This is a genomic window from [Clostridium] aminophilum, assembly GCF_900101295.1.
Taxonomy (GTDB): Bacteria; Bacillota; Clostridia; order Lachnospirales; family Lachnospiraceae; genus Clostridium_R; species Clostridium_R aminophilum_A.
In genome coordinates, this window is sequence record NZ_FOIL01000104.1 from 1 (window position 1) to 1,991 (window position 1,991).

Consider the following 1,991-nt stretch of genomic DNA (forward strand, 5'->3'; position numbering starts at 1 on the left):
CGAAGGAGTCCTGTGTGATGTACAGAGCAACCATCAGAGCGCAGATCGGGCCGTTCGGATCACCTGCCTCCGTGCCGAAGATCATGTAAAGGAACGGAAGCGCGGTCATGATGGAGCCGCCCGGTGCGCCCGGAGAAGCAACCATTGCCACACCGAGTGTCGCAATGAACGGAATAACCGTTCCAAGGCTGATCGGAAGATCATTCATCAGACAGACAGCGGTCGCGCAGGCTGTGATGGTGATCATGGAACCGCACATATGGATGTTTGCACACAGCGGAACAACGAAGTTGCGGATCTGAGAGCATACGCCGTCCGCTTTCGCGCACTGCAGGTTAACCGGAATGGTAGCGGCGGAAGACTGTGTTCCCAGTGCGGTGGTATATCCGGAGATCTGGTTCTTCATCAGGCGGAACGGGTTCTTGTGGCTGATTGTTCCTGCGATGATGAACTGAATGAACAGGTATACCGCGTGCATGGCGATGACAACCAGGAATACCTTCCAGAGGATTCCGAGGATGGTAAAGGTTCTGCCGGAGTAGGTCATATCGATGAAGGTTCCGCAGATGTAGAGCGGAAGCAGCGGGATGATAACCGAGTGAAGAACTTCGTCGATGATCGCGGAGAAGTCATGCATACCGTTGTAGAGAGAGGTGCCGACGGTCTTGCCGCGAAGCTTGGAAAGGCAGAGACCGAGAATAAATGCCAGCACAACGGCGGAAAGCGTATCGATCATCGCCGGAAGGCTGATGCTGAAGTAGGTGCCGATGGACTTGTCTGCGGTTGCCTGAATCTGCTCCAGTGCGCCCTCGCTCATAAAATGCGGGAACAGGGTGCTGGAAACGATGTAGGATGCGCTTCCTGCAATCAGTGTGGAGCTGTATGCGAGCAGTACGGTGATCAGAAGAAGCTTGCCCGCACCGCTGGACAGATCGGCGATACCCATGGTAACGTATGCCAGAATCATCAGCGGGATGACGAACTTCAGGAATGTACTGAACAGTCCGGATAATGTGGTGATAACCTTACATACCTCAAGCGGCATGTACTGGCCGATCAGGATACCGAGAATGATCGCAATGATCAGCTTCGGCACCAGACCGAGTTTTTTCTTTTTGGTTGTGTTTTCCATTTCTAATTCCCCCCGTGGAATGGTGATCGGCTCCGGCCACATACGGTGTGTGTTGTGAACGTTTCCGGCCGGAACTCAAGTGCAGAACAAAGCATATACGGAAACGTTGGATTTGTAAAATTCATAGTTTTAAATATATCCATTAAGAATTATAATAGTCTGAGAATTCTGAACCAAGTTTAAATGAATGAATCGAAAATGTTAAAAGATAAAGTGAAATTATTTTAAACACGCGGAGGACAAAATGGAGATACGGCAGCTGATCACTTTCCGGAGAGTGGCGGAATTACAGAGCTTTTCCAAAGCGGCGGAGTCGATGGGATATTCCCAGTCGGCTGTCACCGTTCAGATCAAGGCACTGGAAAAAGAATTTAATGTCAGATTTTTTGATAGATATGGAAAAACTGTCAGAATTACACCGGCAGGAATCCAGTTTCAGAGACGAATTGACCGGATCCTGAACGAACTGGATTCGCTCCACAGCGATCTGGGGGAGGGCAAGCTCCAGACCCATAAACTTCACATCGGAACCCTGAGTTCTCTGTGTTCCTTCATGCTGCCGGAGATGATGAAGCGGTATTACCGGGAGTTTCCGGATTATCATGTCAAGATCACCCGCGGTTCACCGACGGAACTCATCGATATGATGGAGCATAATGAGCTGGACATCATTTACATTCTGGACGCCCTCCGCTTTGACACGCACTGGCGGCGTGTTGTCCAGAAAAAGGAACCGGTTGTGTTTGTCTGTGCACCGGAGTGCCGGCTGGCGGACCGGGGCGAAGTCGAGATGGAGGAGATTCTGGAAGAACCGCTGATGCTGACGGAGGTCAACGACAATTACCGTTTTGCGCTGGAG

2 protein-coding genes are annotated in these 1,991 nt (G+C 50.9%); one reads left to right on the forward strand and one right to left on the reverse strand.

The annotated features are described in order from the left end of the window. The coding region (locus BMW41_RS14020) for a dicarboxylate/amino acid:cation symporter (protein WP_074650836.1) at positions 1-1,132 on the reverse strand (1,132 nt) is incomplete at its 3' end. Between the two features lie 244 nt (positions 1,133-1,376). On the opposite strand from BMW41_RS14020, the gene BMW41_RS14025 reads away from it, so the two are divergent. After that, positions 1,377-1,991 (forward strand): LysR family transcriptional regulator (locus BMW41_RS14025; protein WP_074650838.1); only part of this gene is annotated, 615 nt, incomplete at its 3' end.